Origin of the sequence: Paenibacillus puerhi, assembly GCF_009846885.1 — a bacterium.
Taxonomy (GTDB): Bacteria; Bacillota; Bacilli; order Paenibacillales; family NBRC-103111; genus Paenibacillus_G; species Paenibacillus_G puerhi.
The window spans coordinates 207199-223090 of the sequence record NZ_WUWM01000004.1; the positions used below are offsets into that span (position 1 = coordinate 207199).

Below are 15892 nucleotides of genomic sequence, written 5' to 3' on the forward strand. Positions count from 1 at the left end.
CTTCAAAAACAATCAGGCTCGGAGCGTTAAATCCACGATTCCAGTCAAGACTTTATTTTCAACGGACACCTCGAACCAGTACCCGCCGAATAACCGCTTTCATCCGGTCAGCGCCCTCCGCCAGCTGTCGATGCCGATGTCCGTTGGCGCCCGAGGGATGAGGGAATCCCGCTAGCAGTTGTTCCGTTCCCGGACAGTCTCCCTGCGGCAGCTCCCGGAGCACCGCTTCTACCGTCCGGCCCAGCGGGATAATCAAGGCATCCCGGAAGCCCTCCAGCTCCGAGCGGATGGACAACAGAGCCCTCTCCCTCAGAAATGGCGTCGCCATCAGCGCGGGGCGGGAGCCCGTGTAATTTTGCTTGTCTACGAACACGGGGTATTTCAGCACCGATGTAGTGTGAAGCAGCCCGTCTGCATTTTCGAATAACTCGTCGCTTGAGGCGAGGCCTAGAGCCTGCGGAAGTTCGAGCGCGTTCAACATAAGTACCAGATTGCTCCGCATCGCCCCGGCGAATCTAGCGGCGGACTTGGTCCTGCGGGCAATCTCCTGTGCCGGAAGCCCCCGCTCGAGCCCCTCTCTTGCGGTTTGAAACGCAATCCTCATCTGTGTCCATCCTGGCGTAATACCAATAAGCACGACTTTGGCGGAACGGTTCGCATATTCATGATGAGGTGCGTAGTACATCTCGAGCCGACCTTGGCTCTCCATCCGAAACGGCTCCGTCAGCAGGTCTTCCTTCGTTAGCGGCCTATCCGCGGGCAACGCGCGAATCGCAGGCTCATACTTGCTCCATGTCTCAGACAGGCTCATGACCCGCATCATCCCCTAACCCTCACTTCATCTACATGACGATATTGCCTGTCAGCGGCCAAACAGAGTATCCAGAATCGTCCCCAGCTGCCCGGGCTTTCGCCCTCGAAGAACCTCGGGATCGTAGATCTCCACGCTGCCGCACTGCGCGCACGATACGAATAAATAATGATGATGCTGAATGTCCAGCAGCTTGCTGAGACCCGTTCCCGTCATCGCCACTTCCTTCACGATGCATTCCTCGCCGCGGCATCTCCGGCACGTAAAGCTTTCCTCGATCATACCCTCGATATGCCCCTCGGACATGTCTTCTTCCCCATCGCCTTGGATCGGCTCCACATCCGCAAAGTCCCTCTCCGACACCTCGTACAAGCGCTGACGACATTGGGGGCACTTGCCTTGTTGAATCTCGACGTTATGATGACACCAAGGACATTCGATCATGTCGAGCCTCCTCTCTTGGCCTAATCCTTACATGAATTCCTTGTAATACAAGACGGTATCGTCCAAGGTACCGCTCGATGATTGGGCGAAACGGGGGATACGTCCCGCTTCCCTATAGCCCAGCGAAAGGTATAGCTGATTGGAGGGATCGCCCGCCCGGGTGTCCAGAATAATCAGCGATCTTCCTTCCGCTTGCGCCCGGTTCTCGGCAGCTTGCATCAGCAAGCGGGCGATACCGCTTCTTCGGTAACTCGTATGTACCATAAGCTTGGCGATCTCGGCCCGATGAGATGCATTGGGCTTCATGGCCAGATGCAGCTGCACGCTTCCTACAATCCGTCCCTCCTTGACCGCGACCCAGGCTGCTACCCCAGGTCCCGGCATATCCCGCCAATAGGCGGCTGCCGCTTCCGGACTCAATGGGGCCAGAAATCCGATGGAGGCTCCGTCGGTTACGGTATCGATCAATAATTCCGTTAAATCTCCAAGCATCTCCAGCTCAATCGACGTTAACTCAACCAAGGTTACTTCAGGGCTCATGGTCTCATCTACTCCATTCTGAGTGCGGGGTTCGATTTCCTAATTATACCATAACCCGAGTCTCCGTAGCTGACTCCGGCTCCGAACGAATACGTCATAACTAAAAAACCGCCCGGGATGAACGGCACTTCCAACTGTTAGATCATGTCTAACCATTGGAGTACCGTTCAGATGACCGGACGGCTCTGACCTTATACGATTTTGTTCTTGGGATACTTGGATACTTCCTTACGACCCGGCTATACCAGCTTCCTGTCCCAGTGACGGTGTGCAGCCACCGCTTCCACAAAGGAGGCGGCAAACTCATCCGTCTGGTCAGCCACGACGACGCCCGGTCCGCTCTCCACGCCGCTGGCTTCCAGCAGCGGCCTGCCTTCCCGGGTTGCGCCGACCGGCTTGTAATGCTCGTACGCCTCTTGGAGGAACCTGGCAGCCTGCTTCTGGAGCATCGGGCTTTCGGCAAGTCCGCTGACGACACACAGGGCATCGAACAATACCGAATCTGCTGTCAGGAACGTATGGTTCACCTCGAGTGACGTATGATTGGTTCCCGTTATCTGGCCCAGCTTCTCACCGATGATTTCCGGCTGAAGGCCGGCGGCTTTCCACGCATCCAGCACGGACATCACCTCGGCGTCGTCAAAGCCTTGGCCTACGATAACGCCGACTTTGCGCGTCATCGGCTTCTTCACCGTATGGGCCTGGCTGAGGGCCGGCGAAGCCTTCGTGACCGGTGAACCTCCGCTCGCAGGCGGGATGGCTCCGATCGCTTCCGCCACCGGCGTAACCAGCTCCAGACTCACATGAGCAAACATATCGACGACCTGCTGCTGCACGTCCTTGCTCCTCACCTTGCCCAGCTCGAAGCTTAAGGCCTGGATGATATGCTGCTTCTCCGGGAAGCTCATGCTGTTCCAGAACAGAGCGGCCTGGGTGAAGTGGTCCTTGAAGCTTTCGCTGCGGGCGCGCACCTTGCGGCCCTCTACCTTCTCCTGATAATGGACGTAGCCGCCCTCCGCTTCCGTCGATACAGCGGGGGTATTGCCGGCCAGCGAATTGTTGTGGTAGCTGACCTGACCCTTGTTAATCGTCTGGCGGCCGTATCCGTCCCGCTGATTGTTATGGAAGGGGCACACCGGCCGGTTGATCGGCAGCTCATGGAAGTTCGGTCCGCCGAGCCGGATCAGCTGCGTATCGGTATAGGAGAACAACCGTCCCTGCAGCAGCGGATCATTGGAGAAATCGATGCCCGGCACGACATGACCGGGATGGAAGGCGACCTGCTCCGTTTCGGCAAATACATTGTCCACGTTGCGGTTCAAGGTCATCTTGCCTACGAGGCGTACCGGCACGTCCTCCTCCGGCCAAATCTTCGTCGGATCGAGGATATCGAAGTCGAACTTGAACTCGTCCTCCTCCGGCAGAAGCTGCAGCCCGAGCTCAAACTCGGGAAAGTTGCCCTGCTCGATCGACTCCCACAAGTCCCGCCGGTGAAAGTCGGGGTCCTTGCCGGAAATTTTCTGAGCCTCGTCCCATACCAGCGAATGGACTCCCAGCACCGGCTTCCAGTGAAACTTCACAAAGTGCGCCTTGCCCTGCTCATTCACCAGGCGGAACGTATGGACGCCAAAGCCCTCCATCATGCGGAAGCTGCGCGGAATCGCCCGGTCCGACATCGCCCACATGACCATATGGGCCGACTCCTGATTATTCGCTACGAAATCCCAGAACGTGTCATGAGCGGAAGCGGCCTGCGGCATCTCATGATGCGGCTCCGGCTTCAGCGCATGAATCAGGTCCGGGAACTTGATCGCATCTTGTATAAAGAAGACAGGGATATTATTCCCGACTAAATCATAATTGCCCTCCTCGGTATAAAACTTCGTAGCAAACCCGCGCGCATCCCTCACCGTCTCCGCGGAACCCCGCGAGCCGGCTACCGTGGAGAAACGTACGAACACAGGCGTCTTGACGGAAGGGTCCTGTAAAAACCTCGCCTTGGTCCATTCCCTCAAGGACTCATATACTTGGAATTCGCCATGGGCGGCAAACCCGCGTGCATGCACGACCCGTTCCGGAATTCGCTCATGGTCGAAGTGCGTCATTTTCTCCCGGAAGTGGAAATCCTCCAGCAAGGTCGGACCGCGCTCCCCAGCTTTCAGGGAGAACTCATCCTCGGCTATCTTCAGACCTTGATTGGTCGTCATCTTCTGACCTTCGTCGCTAGCCCGGTATTGTTCCAACTGCTCCTGTTTCCCGTTAACGTTCACGCTACGCTCGTTGCTCATCTCACAGCTCCTCCACTACATTTTTTAAATAGGCATGTACACGGATGACGCTCCTATTTACCCGGATAGGGAGGAAGCTAAACGGCATGAAAGCCGTCCGATCGCAACAAGGGGTGCCGGGACGCTTTGTTTGCGTCCGGCACCCCTTGGTTGCTCAGGCAGTTATACCGAAAATTTCTCTATGCTTTCCTGCAGTTTTTGAGCTAAATTGGCCAATTCTCTAGAAGATCCCGAGATTTCCTCCACACTCGCCAGCTGCTCTTGCGCCGAAGCCGAAACACTATGCGTTCCTTCGGCCGCTGAGTGCGTAATCTGACTGATTTCTTCAAACGCCGCAACCAGATTCTGCGTTTCCAGAGACATATCGGCGGAAGACTCGGATACTTCTTGGATCTGTTCATTGACTTCGCGGATCGAATCTTCAATTTGTACGAACGAAACGCCCGCCTTGTTCACCGCCCCGATCCCTTCAAAAACCTCTTTCTCTCCCTGCGCGACCATCTCGATCGTGCGCTTGGTTTCAGCTTGGATGGCTCGGATCACCTCGGACACCTGTTGTCCGGACTGAGCGGTTTGCTCCGCGAGCTTGCGTACCTCGCTGGCCACGACGGAGAAGCCCTTGCCGTGCTCGCCCGCACGGGCCGCTTCTATCGCAGCATTCAAGGATAATAGATTCGTCTGGGAAGCGATGTCCGTGATCAGAGCCATAATCGTCCCGATCTCGCCCGTCTTCTCTCCCAGTGCAGCTACTGCTTTCGATACCTCGCCCACATTGACTTGAACCGCCGACATCTGGTCGATAGCAGTTTGGACGGCTGTCCCGCCCTCCGCAGCGACATGAGAGGCGTGCTGCACCGACTGGGTAACCTTGGAGGCACGCCCCGCAATGCTTTGGACCCCCAGGTCCATCTTGCGGACCAGAGCGACGCTCCCTTCAATGCTTTGAACCTGTCTTTCGGTTCCTTCCGCCAGGTTCTCGGTGATTTGAGCGACATGCTCGGTAGCTTGTCCCGTTTGTTCGGCGCTGGCCGTCAGCTGCTCGGAGGATGCCGCCACTTGTTCCGCATTGGTTCCGACCTCATAGATGAGATTGCGCAGATTATTGGCCATCAAGTTAAACGCCTTGGCCAGTTCGCCGATCTCATCGTTATTTTTGACAAGCACATGCGTATCCCGCAGATCGCCCTGAGCAATTTTTGAGGCCATGCCCCGAAGCTCGATGATAGGACTTGAGATCGTCCGGCTGATCACGACCGAAGCAATGACCCCTACCCCGAGCGTTATAAGAGTAAGGAGAATAACCAAACCTTTGATCCGCCCGACTTCGTCGAACGTCGATCGCGCTTCGTGATCCAGCGTCTCCTGCTTCATTTTCACAAATCGGTTGGCCGTGCTCGTAAAAGCGTCCAGCACAGGTCCCTGCGTAACCGCCATCTCCAAGTAGGCGGCGGTCTGGTTTTGGTTTTTGGCGTCTATCATCTGCATGGCTCCACTGGCAAACTGATTCTGCAGCAGATCCAAACCGGCTAAAATTTGTTTGTCATCGCGATCTGTAATCCTCGATTGAAGCTCCGTTAAGGCTTGATTAAACCGGGTTTGGGCCAGTTTGAAGCTGTCCAGATACTTCTTGTCCTGGGTGAGCAGGTATTTGGATAAGTTGGAGTTTTCACTTTCAACTTCAATATTCAAGTCTTTAATCAGTTGAAGGGTCTGGGAATCCTCCTTAAGCAGCACCGTGTAAGACTGGTTCACCTTAACCAGGTAGACGTAGCTGATCGTTGACATGACAGCCAGGAGCACGAGCACCAGGCTGAATCCGCCGTATAATTTCTTTTTGATCGTAAGTGTCTGGAAGAAGTTTCTCATTGGCCGACTCCCTCCCCTTCTCCAACCAAGTACTCCTTCGCTTGCTCCCTATACTGCTTGGCCGCTTGCTCGGGAGTCAGCTTGCCCTCGGTAACTTGTTTAAGCGCCAGCTCATACGCTTTGTTAACGACTACATGGGCGGATGGGTAAGGAGGATCGACCGGCTTGGAGCGCGTTTTCAAATAATCCAGAAGACGGTATTGCTCTTTGCCCGCCTCATCCAGCTTTGTTGAAAGCCTCGATGCTATCTTCGCGGATACCGGAACTCCCCGCTCCCCATTTAAGATATCGTTAGCCTCTTCGTTATTCAGGAAGAAATCGATAAACTTAGCCGCTTCCTTCTTATGCTTCGAGTAGGAAGACATGGCCAGAAACATAGAAGGCTTAATGAAGTTCCCTTCCTGTCCCCCGTCTACCTTCGGATAGGGAAGCAGCTTCAAGGGCCGGCCGGAAGCTTTGCTCAGGGCTGCTGCGGTATTGCTGGAGAGGGAATAAAACGCCGCTTTCCCCGTCGCGATGGGATGATTTTTATCGTTGCCCGAACTCGAAGCTCCGCCCAGAAGTCCTTCGTCCCTCCACTTTTTATTTAGCGCGAAGTAGTCGGCCAGGAGCTTGTCATCGGGATACCCGAGAGCCGTACCTTCCTTGTTGTACATGGAGACTCCTCGGGCCCGCATATAATAAAAGACGTCGATCATATTGCCGAGTGGATAGAAATCAGGCGACTTGATTTTCTGCTTCAGGAGAAGCATGGTTTGATAGAGCTCATCCAGCGTATATTCCTCTTTGGGGACCGGTACCCCTGCCGCTTCCAGCAGCTTCGGATCGTAGATGAGGGTTGATGAATTAATACCTATCGTAAGAGCATACAAGCTGTCATCCTTCATGCCGGAGGTCAAATAGGCTTTATCCACATCCGATAAATGAATGACATTGTCCTTCACATAAGGATCCAGAGGCTCGATGAGGTCGCGATTGATATAGTTAAAGATAAAGTTATAATCGGCCTGGATAATGTCCGCTGTCTCCTGGTTCGCGGTTTGAATGGCTAGCTGGGTAGCTACCGCAGCCGTATTGGCCAGCACCTCGGTTTCAAAATCCACATGAGGATTATCCTTCTTGTAAAGCTCAATGACCTTCAACGTGCTTTCTTTCCTGCTCTCGGATCCCCACCACACAAACTTTAAGGTTACCTTCTGATCCTGGGCACCCTCATCCTTCACGGCGGCGGGGTCGCTACAGCCTATCATGCCCATAAGCATGATGAAGCTGAGCAGGGCCCCCCCTGCTTTTCGTATCGATCTGTTCACTGCCATCACCCTTCTTTTGCTGTTAGTATCTTGGAGCTCATGGTGTGTCCGGGTGCCGGGGATGACTTCACCTGAGGAAAGAGATTGAATACAGCTAACCTCATCATCCGCTATGTACAAGTTGACAAATTCCCTGGTGCTGCTCCTGGCCTAGACCTACCTATATTCCAATCATCGGCAAATCCTACCAGTATTGTTACAGCGATCATCGCTAGAGGAAGCTTTTTTTTGAAAAAATATGGGGATTTTTCTCAAAATGTAGTAAAACCCAACCACCTCTGGATCGTATAGACGAGACGCTTCAATCCAACCAATTCATCTCGATAGGCGCTATAGTCCAGCGTGTAGACCGTATCTACGTTCCCCCATAGCCGGGTGAAATAGCTGCGAACCTGTCCGGCTACCCGGCTGTCGGGTGGAGCCAGAACCTGCAGGTTCGTCTCCAGGTTCAGATCGGCGAGATTGCGCTTGGTGAGATTGGCCGATCCGTTATGGATCACTACGCGATCCTGCCGCTCGATCAGCAGCAGCTTGGTATGATACTGCTCCTCTCCTGTCCGGTACCAGCGGATTTGAATCCGGCCCTCCGACTTCTCCAACAGCTCAGCAGCCACCGGACGGTTCGGAATGCCGATCTTCTCATTGCCGAACGCATTCTCATTGGGATCCAGTATCAACCGGATCTGAGCCCCGCGCTCGGAAGCCTGCAGCAGCTCGCGGATCACCTGCCGGTCGGCCAGGTAGAACATTCCCATCCATATCGTATCTCCCTGTCCCGCCTCAGCCAGATCCAGCAGCACCTGCTTCAGGATCCTTCCTTCTGTCAGCAGCCGGACTCCGATATCGCCTGCCTCCCGATCCGTCTGGCTAAACTCGGGAAAACCCGACTGTGAGCCACCGGACATGTCGATCGCTGCCCGCTCGCTGACCAGAGCGTCTCCGATAATGCCGCCCTTCACTTGAAAGCCGGTGTTGGAGTTGTAGAAGCTGGCATCATGCGCATTCGCACTCGTAACGATCAACGTCTGCTCCGTGGCGAGAACCTTCCGGTGATTGGCCTTAACGTTCAGCAGCTTCGCATAGGAGCGCACGGTCATAGCGGGGGCCGTATCCGCCATCGGGTTAGGTATCCAGCCCTTGCCCTCTTGGCCGAACCACTGCATAAAGATGCGCCAACCGGCCGAATAGAGCGGAGAAGAATCGCGCAGCGGATCTACGTCCGTCCATACCGTACGAATACCGGCCGCCTGAAGCCGCTCCAGCTCAGGTGACGGATGCGAGCCATACGATGTATTGACCTCATCCGTAATCACGATAATCTCAAGCCCTGGATGTGTCTCCTTCTGGGCGATCAGCTTATCGGTCAGCGTCCGGCTCAGCGGCGGGAAGGATTGACCGGCATTGTAGAATCCGTTGTACAGAAACATGTCCAGGACGATAAACTGCCTGGCCTCCTCTATAGCCCGGTTCATACGATCGAATATCATTTGCTCAACATGCGTTTCCTCGGTTTCTGCGCTCTTGTAGGTCAGATCATACAGAAATTCGATATCCGAATCGGCGACACGGTGAATCGGTCCTTCCATGGACAAGCCTTCGGGCAGCGGCTTGTGCGTCTGGTAGATCATGACGGCTGCATACAAGAAGACGAAGACCAGAACCGCAAGCGGCCATCGTCCACTAAACATACGGTAGAGCTTGCGTCGCGATGGGACAGGTGGAGTCATAGCGATCCTTCTTTCCGTTAGTTTCAACTATTGACTTGTAGTACCGCACTAAGCGATAGATTGAAACAGCCCGGAGCTTATGATGTTCCAGGCCGGAGGGATCGGGGTAAGCATAGGCATAGAATAGAGTCAAGCGAGGAGGAGAACGTTACGGTGAAGACCTTCGACTATACGCTGGATTACAAGCATATCAATATGCGGGAGCATCCGGAACGGTATACCATCGGACGGGGCGAACAGGGCGTGCTGATGGTGGAGCCCTACAAAAGCGAAATTTTGCCTTACTGGCGCTTCAAAACGCCGGATATCGCACGAGAATCAGCCGAGCACATCTACCGGATGTTCCTTGCATACAAGCAGGCGGGGGATTTCGTCGGAATGGATATGGCCCGAAAGTTTCTCCAGATGGGCTATACACGAGCCCGCCGGTATACCCATCATAAGGGAGGGCGCAAATTCTCGACCTCCGACGGCTCTCTGCTGCCCTACCTGAAGGATCCCGTAAAAGCTGAATCCGCGGCCATCTTCAAAGCCAAGTGGGAGGAAGCGAAAGCGGACAAGGATTATGTACGAATGAAACGCGAGCATCGGAAAAAATACGAGTCGATCTAAGATGGCTCAGAAGAAGCAGGCTTGCTTTTCCGGCCGAAACGAATGCGATGGAGGAACACATACAAGATCGGAAGCATGCCCATCGATACGACATACATGGCTACCCCTTGCGATCGCAGCGAGAACTCGAATTCGGCGATGTGACGGGCATACTGCAGCGTAAAGCCGGCTACCGTGCCTCCCAGCAGGAAAACGGCAGTACGCCGGTCCGGCAAGCCCGTGAGCTTGGTTAAGCAAACCGATGAGACATACAGAAGAAATGCGCTGCGCATAAAGCTGGTTGTCGACCAGATCGCGATGAGCAGCGGGTCCAGATTGCCGAGAAAGCCTCCCTGCTTGGAAAATCGAATCTTCTCCAGCAACGGATACCGGAGGTCGCTGGCGACATACGGACCGAAATTCATCAAGGTCAGCATCCAGAACACGACAATAATCACGACGACCAGCCCTCCGGCAATCATCAGCGCACGCCCGACCGGCGCCTTGAAGCTGACGAGCGGCGCCAAAAATAAAAAGACGATCCATTCGGAGAACCAAGGAAGAGTTTGAATCGAATCCACCATCATTCTGTTCACATCGTGATGGGTCAGCATGCTGATCAGAATATCCTTATCCGTCTCCCCTAGCATGATCGGCCCCATCAGGAAGATGGCGAGCATCTGGAGGAAAAAAATACCCTCCGACATATAAACAATGGTCAGCAGTCCATACCGGCTCGTCAGCGCAATACAGATCAGGGTAAGAAAGACAGCCATCTCGACCGGCAGCTCCGGCATATACATAGAGCGGATAAAGATCGTGAAGTTCTCGACCTCGACGCCTACGAGGCAAAGGGCAAACCCCATTACAAGCAGCACGACAAGCCGGTGAGGCCATCTGCCTACAATGTCCTCCCCGAAATCAATCCAGCCCTTATCGGGCTGAATCTTCCCCAGCTTAACCGTGAAATAAAGCAGGATCAGGCTCAGCAGGAACCCTCCGATCACCGCTTGCCATCCCTGATAGCCGCTCAGCTTGAACAACCGCTGGATGAGGAAGGCGATAGGCTCGGAAAATATATAAACGAACGCAAAGCGACCGATTTGCCAGGCCGATATGTTCATGACACCTCTCCTCTCATTCCCCGACCCATCGATCGACCCATCCAAAGACATACAGAATGAGGGTTTGGGGATTCGGCCACCAGGTAACCGTCAAAGCCAGGCCATTCCATATCACGTATACGCCCAGAACCAGTCCAAATACGATACGTTCACTGAACTTGACCTTCTTAAGCCTCTTCAGCTTGCTCCATTCCAGCAGAGCCAGACCGGCAAATACTAAGATAACCAGCATAAGGAACCGACTTCCTCTCTGATATCAGCTGCCTGTTTGGGAACCGAAATATTCCATATCAATCTCGCTGCTCACTTCAAAGCGAAGCTGTTCCTTGACATAGGCCGGCCAGTCCTTGCGCCACTTTTCCCATTCCTTCGGCTTGGCCCATTCCAGACGGTACCCGAGCTGCAGCAGATCGGCTCCCTTCTGCTTTCCTTTATTGAGGGCGCTTGTCAGCGCGGTCGTATAATGCCGGTTGATTAAAGACGTGATCTCATCAACGTGTTCAACCTCCTTCACCTCCGTCTTCGGACTCGAGGAGATCAGCTCTCCCCCGCCAGTAAGCTTAATCAGGAAGTGAGGCTTCCCATCACGCTGAGTCACCTTGATCTGCGACTTCAGATTAAACAGGAACGCGCTGGCTTCTTTTTCACCGGAGCGGACGGTTACCCGCGTGTTGGTCAGTTGATTCTGAGCCCATGCCAGAGCCTTGGCTTCTTCGACAGTCGTCGTCCCTACCATTTTGGTACTACGGAAAATTCCCGCTCCTATGTGCCCCGCCCATTCCTCCAAACCACCGCCTTCGCTCGGCATCCTCGTTTTCTGCAGGTTGATCAGGGAGATCGCGGCCCCTTGCTGCACGGATCGGGCCTTCAGCAAATCCACCAGTTGCGTAGACAACAAATTCCCGCGACTGCTAAACTCTCGCAGAACCTCATGGGGCGTGGTTTCAAAGACAGGAGTCAGACGAGTCGCCTCCTTGGCCTTGCCATTAAAGAGCAGCAAGTAGCTGCTCAGATGAAACAGCGGCTCGCGGGACATCCAGTCCAGAGCGTGGTCGATGCCTTGCTCGGCATATTCCTTGCCGAACACGACAATCCGCGTATGACCCCAGGAAATTTTGCGGGTAAGATCGGTCTGAATATGCTCCAGCGCATCCGGAATCGAGCTGCCCTTTTTCGTCACCGTCCCGAAGGGGCGGCCCCCTCCTCCCGCGTTCGGATGCTGCATGCTCAGCCGGTTCGGAAGCGGAGCGCTGATCGTCACTTCAACCTCCCCCGGCTTGCCTCCCTTATCTATATACAACCCGCTGACGAACAGCAGATCGTTAATCTCGGTCTTGGACCAGCAGCCTGTCGTCACAAGCGGCATACTTATCGCAAGAAGACCCAGGAAAAGCGTACGCCCTATCGCTGCCATCGCGGTCCCTGCCTTTTCATATTGTCTTTGGCGTAGGAAGCGGGGCGGGTTTTCATAAGAAACCAGGGTGCGCGGATAAAGGTGTCCTTGATATCCTTCCAGACGAAGGGCGCCAGGGGCTGCATATAGGGAATGCCGAACGACCGGAGGTTCACCATATACATATAGATCAGGAACATCGATACTAGGATGCCTATCAAGCCTAAAGTCCCCCCTATGAGAAGAAGCGGGAAGCGCAGCAGCCGGAAAGCCAGCCCCAGTTCGTAATGCGGAATAATAAACGATGCGATCCCTGTGATGGAAACCACGATGACCAGCGGAGCCGACACGATCCCTGCTTGAACCGCGGCTTGTCCGATAACAATGCCTCCGATAATGGAGACGGTTTGACCCAGCGGCTTCGGTATGCGGATACCTGCTTCGCGCAGACCCTCGAAGGTTATCTCCATAATCAATGCCTCGACTACCGCCGTAAACGGAATGTTCTCCCGAGCGGCGGCAATCGTGATAAGCAAAGCGGTCGGAATAATCTCCGGATGAAACGTCGTAATCGCCACATAGAGCGAGGGAAGCAGCAAGGAAAACACGGAAAACAACAGCCGGACCAAGCGAATCCATGAGGCAGAGGCGGCGCTCTGGTAGTAATCCTCTGCGGACTGAAGCAGTGAAAAAAACGTCACCGGAACAACAAGAGAGAAAGGATTCCCGTCCTGGAGGATGACCACCCTGCCCTCCAGCAGCGCAGCGGCAGCGGTATCCGGCCGCTCGGTGAACTGGTATTGGGGGAGCGGTGAATAGGAACTCCGAACCAGACATTCCCCCAGCGAGCTTACTCCGAAGTTGCTGTCCATATTCATTTCTTCTAGACTCTGAATGACCTGCTTGAGAATCTCCGGCTTGCATATCCCTTCTATATGAATGGCAAAGATACGAGATTTCGTATATGTCCCCAGCAGAAACTCTTGAATTTTCATATCCGTATGCTTGATCCTGTGGCGAAGCAAGGACAAATTTACTTCGAGATCTTCTATGAAAGCTTCCTGGGGGCCCACCGTCACCATCTCATTGGTCGAATCCGGGATAGCCCGCCGCTGGTAATCCACCAAGCCGAATACCCGCATCTCGGACTGTCCGTACCAATATAACGCCGCATAGCCGGAGACGATGGCATCGCCTAGCTCGTCAGCCGTCCGCATGCGCGTGCTGGGAATCGGGAAGAACTCCTCTTTCACTATACGCTCGGCCAGCTGTTGATCGGACTGCTCCCGCCTGCCCTCCTCGAGCAAAGGCTTGATGATAGCCTCCCGCAGCGTTTGCTTGCTCACGATGGAACCGATATAGATCAGCAGACAGGAATAAGCTCCTACTTGAAGCGGCTGGTAGATGATATCTGCGCAGCCCGTCAGCTTGGCCTTTACCTGTTCCAAAAGTTGTACGCCCTGATCCATCCCCAGCACCTCCCCGCCATATCGCAGACGTCTCGCCAGCCTGCGCTCTTAGCTCTTAGGTAGTTTGTATCGCGGATGGCAAATTATACATGAGTAGGCATGCCAATTAAGGACACCGGAAGAGTGCCCTTAGGTAGGGTTCTGAGGAAACGGGAGGCCGTCTCCTAGCGGTCGCTAAGCGGGGGCTCCCAGTCCAGCCAATTCCATTCGTTATTGACGACAAACCGGCTGACTGCCTCGGACGCTGTTAATCCCCAATCCGCAAACGTACGGATAAGATTGCCTTCTGATGATGTTCCCTGATCCCGCGATCCTCCAGCTGCTTCTGCAAACTGACCATCCCCTTATCCTTTAATTTCCACCTTATCCCATCATATATCCTATATGGATTTGGGCAATGGGCAATGTCGACATCATCCCGGGGAGATCGGACATGGTCGTTTCCGTTCCGCGAAAGCCAACAAGGACACCCTCGCGGGTGTCCTTGTACGTATCTGTTTGCCACTTGCCGGTCTACTCCACATTGATGAATGGCGTAGCGCCTCCGGTAACATTCGGCATCTTGCCGTCCCACTTCTCGATCGCCTTCAGCTGAGCTTCGATCTGTCTAAGCTGAATCAGCTCCGGCGTAACCTCCTGCTTCTGCAAGCGAAGAGCCTCGGCCTGCGCTTGGGCCCGGGTGATCTCCTGCTCCTTCTCGATCTTGATTCTCTCCAGATCGAGCTTGGACTTGAGCGCATTCTGCTCAGCAATCTGCTTCTGCTCGATTGCCCGGTCGAACTCCTCGGAGAACTTGAACTCCGTAATATTGATCTCATCCAGCACCATATTGTAGAGCCCCAGCTTAGCGGTCAGTGCTTCCTTCACCTTGGAACTGACCTCCGAGCGCTTGGAGATCAAGTCTTCCGCTGTATATTGGGCCGTTACTGCCTTCAGCGACTCGCTGATCGCCGGATCTACGATCCGCGCCCGGTACTCCATACCGACGGTACGGTACAGATTGTTCACCGTCGTCCCTTCCAGATGGTAGTTCACGGCCAGTGTCGTCGTTACCGTCTGCAGGTCGCGGCTCGCCGATACTTGACTGGATTCGGCCTTCTGCACGCGAATTTCTACGGGAATCACTTTTTGAACAAACGGAATCTTAAAGTGCAATCCTTCTTCCAATACTTGCGGCTGGACGGCTCCCAGCTGCAGAACGACACCCCGATGTCCGGCTTCCACGATCGTGAAGGCTCTAAATGCAAGAATGACGAGTACGATAACCACGATGACGCTAACGGCTACTCGGGAAACCTGCTTAGGATTCGGACTTGAATTTCGTGTAACGCTTTCAGGATTCATGCGTAATCCCCCTCCCTTATCTTCCTTGTTTAGTACGCAAAGAAGAAGGTTTCGTTTCATTATTTTCAGGAGCAGACAGACGTGTTGACATTCAGCCGAAATCGAGTAGTATTTTTTAATACTATTACACCGGAAGGAGCGAGCCCCATGCTTGAAGAGCTTCGCAAAATCGGTCTGTCCGACCTGGAAGCCCGATGCTACCTTGTCCTCCATGAAGAGCAGGGATTATCCGGCTATGAGGTGGCCAAGCGAGTATCCGTGTCCCGTACCAATGTGTATGCGGCCCTTCGTTCCCTCACGGATAAGGGCATGTGCCGCGTCATCCAGAGCGAGCCGGTTATCTACGACGCCGTTCCCGTCGATCAGCTTGTCCGGCTGCTGAAGTCCGACTTCGAGCAAAGCGCCCGGGCGCTGCTGGATCAGCTCCATGCCCCGCCGCAGGCTTCCGCTTCGTTTTACACCTGGCAGGGAGCGAAGGCTATCGAGACCGCCATCCGGCGGCTCATCTCCAATGCCCAGCGGTGTATCGTCGCGAATATATGGGCCGAGGATACCTACTGGGTCGAGGAGTCGCTGCTGGAGGCCGAGAGCCGGGGCGTCGCCGTTACGCTGATCTCGATCGGCAGCAGCCATACCGCCCTGCGCAGCACCCTGGCGCGCAAGCGGAGCAGCCCGGGATCGATCGCAGAATCCCGCAAGTTCTCTCTGCTCTGCGACGCCCGCTCTGCGCTGCTGGGCAGCTTCGGCAGGTCACACAAGCTGTCCGCTCTGGAGACGGACCATCCTTCGCTCGTCGAGCTGCTGCAAGAGGAATTCTATCAAGAGATCGTGATGAAGCAGCTCGGGCAGGATTTCGGCCACGAATTACAAGAGCGATATGGGAACGACTATGAACGCATCCTCCTCCCTTATAAGGCCTACTTTAAGCTGCCGGACGGGTCCGCCTAGGCTGGAGTGCGGCCTCGGCAGTACGAGCTGCCCCAGG

The 15892-nt window shown here is 54.6% G+C and carries 14 protein-coding genes; 2 read left to right on the forward strand and 12 right to left on the reverse strand.

All coding sequences use genetic code 11. The features are described 5' to 3' along the window. Positions 1 to 58: 58 nt before the first annotated feature. The 7 genes from GSF01_RS05490 to GSF01_RS05520 form a co-directional block, all read right to left on the reverse strand. Positions 59 to 811, reverse strand: a complete 753-nt coding sequence (locus GSF01_RS05490; RefSeq protein ID WP_159882010.1) for a hypothetical protein — start codon at positions 809 to 811, stop codon at positions 59 to 61. Positions 812 to 862: 51 nt separating this feature from the next. Next, positions 863 to 1255, reverse strand: a complete 393-nt coding sequence (locus GSF01_RS29565; RefSeq protein WP_235941299.1) for a zinc ribbon domain-containing protein — start codon at positions 1253 to 1255, stop codon at positions 863 to 865. Between the two features lie 27 nt (positions 1256 to 1282). Further along, the gene (locus tag GSF01_RS05500) at positions 1283 to 1795 is read right to left on the reverse strand and encodes a GNAT family N-acetyltransferase (RefSeq protein WP_159882011.1); all 513 of its coding nucleotides are present in this window, start codon (positions 1793 to 1795) and stop codon (positions 1283 to 1285) included. Between the two features lie 239 nt (positions 1796 to 2034). Next, on the reverse strand, positions 2035 to 4083 hold the full coding sequence (locus GSF01_RS05505) for a catalase (protein WP_159882012.1): 2049 nt from the start codon (positions 4081 to 4083) through the stop codon (positions 2035 to 2037). 162 nt (positions 4084 to 4245) lie between these two features. After that, a complete protein-coding gene (locus GSF01_RS05510) occupies positions 4246 to 5949 on the reverse strand; it encodes a methyl-accepting chemotaxis protein (RefSeq protein WP_159882013.1) in 1704 nt (567 codons plus the stop codon). Then, positions 5946 to 7259, reverse strand: a complete 1314-nt coding sequence (locus tag GSF01_RS05515) for an ABC transporter substrate-binding protein (protein ID WP_159882014.1) — start codon at positions 7257 to 7259, stop codon at positions 5946 to 5948. The genes GSF01_RS05510 and GSF01_RS05515 overlap by 4 nt, the downstream gene beginning before the upstream one ends. Positions 7260 to 7510: 251 nt before the next feature. After that, positions 7511 to 8986 carry a phospholipase D family protein gene (locus tag GSF01_RS05520; protein WP_159882015.1) on the reverse strand — a complete coding sequence of 492 codons (1476 nt, stop codon included), beginning with the start codon at positions 8984 to 8986 and terminating at the stop codon, positions 7511 to 7513. A 153-nt stretch (positions 8987 to 9139) separates the two neighbouring features. On the opposite strand from GSF01_RS05520, the gene GSF01_RS05525 reads away from it, so the two are divergent. Continuing rightward, positions 9140 to 9598, forward strand: a complete 459-nt coding sequence (locus GSF01_RS05525; RefSeq protein ID WP_159882016.1) for a DUF4385 domain-containing protein — start codon at positions 9140 to 9142, stop codon at positions 9596 to 9598. Here the strand turns inward: GSF01_RS05525 and GSF01_RS05530 are convergent. The 5 genes from GSF01_RS05530 to GSF01_RS05550 form a co-directional block, all read right to left on the reverse strand. Continuing rightward, a complete protein-coding gene (locus tag GSF01_RS05530; RefSeq protein WP_235941301.1) occupies positions 9595 to 10701 on the reverse strand; it encodes a GerAB/ArcD/ProY family transporter in 1107 nt (368 codons plus the stop codon). The two genes, GSF01_RS05525 and GSF01_RS05530, sit on opposite strands and share 4 nt — an antisense overlap. A gap of 13 nt (positions 10702 to 10714) precedes the next feature. Next, complete coding sequence (locus GSF01_RS05535) at positions 10715 to 10933, reverse strand: hypothetical protein (protein ID WP_159882018.1); 219 nt, start codon at positions 10931 to 10933, stop codon at positions 10715 to 10717. A 24-nt stretch (positions 10934 to 10957) separates the two neighbouring features. Further along, complete coding sequence (locus tag GSF01_RS05540) at positions 10958 to 12115, reverse strand: Ger(x)C family spore germination protein (RefSeq protein WP_159882019.1); 1158 nt, start codon at positions 12113 to 12115, stop codon at positions 10958 to 10960. After that, the gene (locus GSF01_RS05545; protein WP_159882020.1) at positions 12103 to 13563 is read right to left on the reverse strand and encodes a spore germination protein; all 1461 of its coding nucleotides are present in this window, start codon (positions 13561 to 13563) and stop codon (positions 12103 to 12105) included. The genes GSF01_RS05540 and GSF01_RS05545 overlap by 13 nt, the downstream gene beginning before the upstream one ends. Before the next feature lie 513 nt (positions 13564 to 14076). Beyond that, entirely contained in the window at positions 14077 to 14907 is an 831-nt protein-coding gene (locus GSF01_RS05550; RefSeq protein ID WP_159882021.1) for a prohibitin family protein, read from the reverse strand. 147 nt (positions 14908 to 15054) lie between these two features. Here GSF01_RS05550 and GSF01_RS05555 point away from each other — a divergent pair, with 147 nt between their 5' ends. Further along, positions 15055 to 15855: a TrmB family transcriptional regulator gene (locus tag GSF01_RS05555; RefSeq protein WP_159882022.1), complete on the forward strand. Its 801-nt coding sequence runs from the start codon at positions 15055 to 15057 to the stop codon at positions 15853 to 15855. Positions 15856 to 15892 lie beyond the last annotated feature (37 nt).

Bases quoted from the DNA above. Each gene is read 5' to 3' on its own strand.
- GSF01_RS05555 (WP_159882022.1), top strand. From the start codon at position 15,055: ATGCTTGAAGAGCTTCGCAAAATCGGTCTGTCCGACCTGGAAGCCCGA.
- GSF01_RS05510 (WP_159882013.1), bottom strand. From the start codon at position 5,949: ATGAGAAACTTCTTCCAGACACTTACGATCAAAAAGAAATTATACGGC.
- GSF01_RS05540 (WP_159882019.1), bottom strand. From the start codon at position 12,115: ATGGCAGCGATAGGGCGTACGCTTTTCCTGGGTCTTCTTGCGATAAGT.
- GSF01_RS05500 (WP_159882011.1), bottom strand. From the start codon at position 1,795: ATGAGCCCTGAAGTAACCTTGGTTGAGTTAACGTCGATTGAGCTGGAG.
- GSF01_RS05505 (WP_159882012.1), bottom strand. From the start codon at position 4,083: ATGAGCAACGAGCGTAGCGTGAACGTTAACGGGAAACAGGAGCAGTTG.
- GSF01_RS29565 (WP_235941299.1), bottom strand. From the start codon at position 1,255: ATGATCGAATGTCCTTGGTGTCATCATAACGTCGAGATTCAACAAGGC.
- GSF01_RS05545 (WP_159882020.1), bottom strand. From the start codon at position 13,563: ATGGATCAGGGCGTACAACTTTTGGAACAGGTAAAGGCCAAGCTGACG.
- GSF01_RS05535 (WP_159882018.1), bottom strand. From the start codon at position 10,933: ATGCTGGTTATCTTAGTATTTGCCGGTCTGGCTCTGCTGGAATGGAGC.
- GSF01_RS05520 (WP_159882015.1), bottom strand. From the start codon at position 8,986: ATGACTCCACCTGTCCCATCGCGACGCAAGCTCTACCGTATGTTTAGT.
- GSF01_RS05550 (WP_159882021.1), bottom strand. From the start codon at position 14,907: ATGAATCCTGAAAGCGTTACACGAAATTCAAGTCCGAATCCTAAGCAG.
- GSF01_RS05490 (WP_159882010.1), bottom strand. From the start codon at position 811: ATGAGCCTGTCTGAGACATGGAGCAAGTATGAGCCTGCGATTCGCGCG.
- GSF01_RS05530 (WP_235941301.1), bottom strand. From the start codon at position 10,701: ATGAACATATCGGCCTGGCAAATCGGTCGCTTTGCGTTCGTTTATATA.